This is a genomic window from Corallococcus aberystwythensis (assembly GCF_003612165.1).
Taxonomy (GTDB): Bacteria; Myxococcota; Myxococcia; order Myxococcales; family Myxococcaceae; genus Corallococcus; species Corallococcus aberystwythensis.
The window spans coordinates 1-1,044 of sequence record NZ_RAWK01000541.1 but is presented as its reverse complement, the minus strand read 5'-3'; the positions used below and the strand labels follow the sequence as shown (position 1 = coordinate 1,044).

Here is a 1,044-nt window from a genome sequence, read left to right as displayed (position 1 = left end):
AGCTGCTGGGTGGGGGTCGTGGACAGGTACACCTGCAGGAACGTGCCGCCGCTCTGGGGATACGCGTCCGCGGAGCCCGTGTTGCAGACCTTCACCGTGGCGGTGAAGGGGCTCCCGTCGCGGACGTTGTCGGGGGCGCGCAGCTCGGTGATGACCAGGTCCGAGCCGTGGTCCAATGGATGGCTTTGACCGCGTGCGAGGGCCGGGTCGGACGACGCGCCCTCACTTCCGCAGCCGGTGATGATGAGTGTGCCAGCGATGAGCAGACACGTGTGTGTCCATGACGGCGAGAGCCGTGGCATGTGTTCTCCTTGGGGGTATGGGTGGTCTACGAGGCGCCGGGCGGGGCCGGTCCGGCGCCGCGTGGACCTTTAAGGGAGTCCGTCGAAGACGAAAAGCCATGGATTCCCAAACCCGTCGTGCCGGAATCGGGGGGCCCCGGAAAAGACAATCGCCGGCCAGGGCGCTCCCAGCCGGCGATTCCATCTCAACCCTTACGGCACCTGACTGATGGGCGAGGCCATCGTCAGCGCGTTGTTGTCCTCCAGCAGCTCCGGCAGCGAGTTCGGCGCGTCGACGAGGGCGCCCAGGTACAGAGGCTGCCCGGGCCGGGCCGAGGCGGGAGGCATGACGAAGCCCTGCACCGGCAGCAAGGTGCACTGGCCCACGGCCAGCGAGGACACCGTGACGCCGCCCACGGGCACCTGGACCTGGGTGTACGGAGGCTGGCCCTGGCCGGGCACGTAGAGGGACGTCTCCGTGGAGATGATCAGCTCCAGCGGGGCGTACCCGTAAACGCCCACGTTGCCCTCGTTGCACAGCTGCACCTGCGCGGTGAAGGCGCTGTTCCGCGTGAGGCCCGTGGGCGCCGTCACCGAGCGCACCACCAGGTCCGGACCGCTGCCCAGCACGAGCCGCGACGTCACGCGGGTGTTGTTGTCCTCGCGCAGCTCCACCACCTGATTGCCCATGTCCACGCGGGCCCCCAGGAAGAGGGGGCTGCTGGGGTCGCTGAGGTACGGAGGGGGTGTGGGGCCGCTGACG

Annotated in this window: 1 protein-coding gene and 1 pseudogene; both read right to left on the bottom strand. The window is 69.1% G+C overall.

From position 1 onward, the window contains the following. A pseudogene (locus D7W81_RS42175) lies at positions 1-302 on the bottom strand (hypothetical protein); the annotation flags it as partial. 192 nt (positions 303-494) lie between these two features. Then, positions 495-1,044, bottom strand: a 550-nt coding sequence (locus D7W81_RS41320) for a CARDB domain-containing protein (protein WP_279637947.1), incomplete at its 5' end; no start/stop codon positions are given.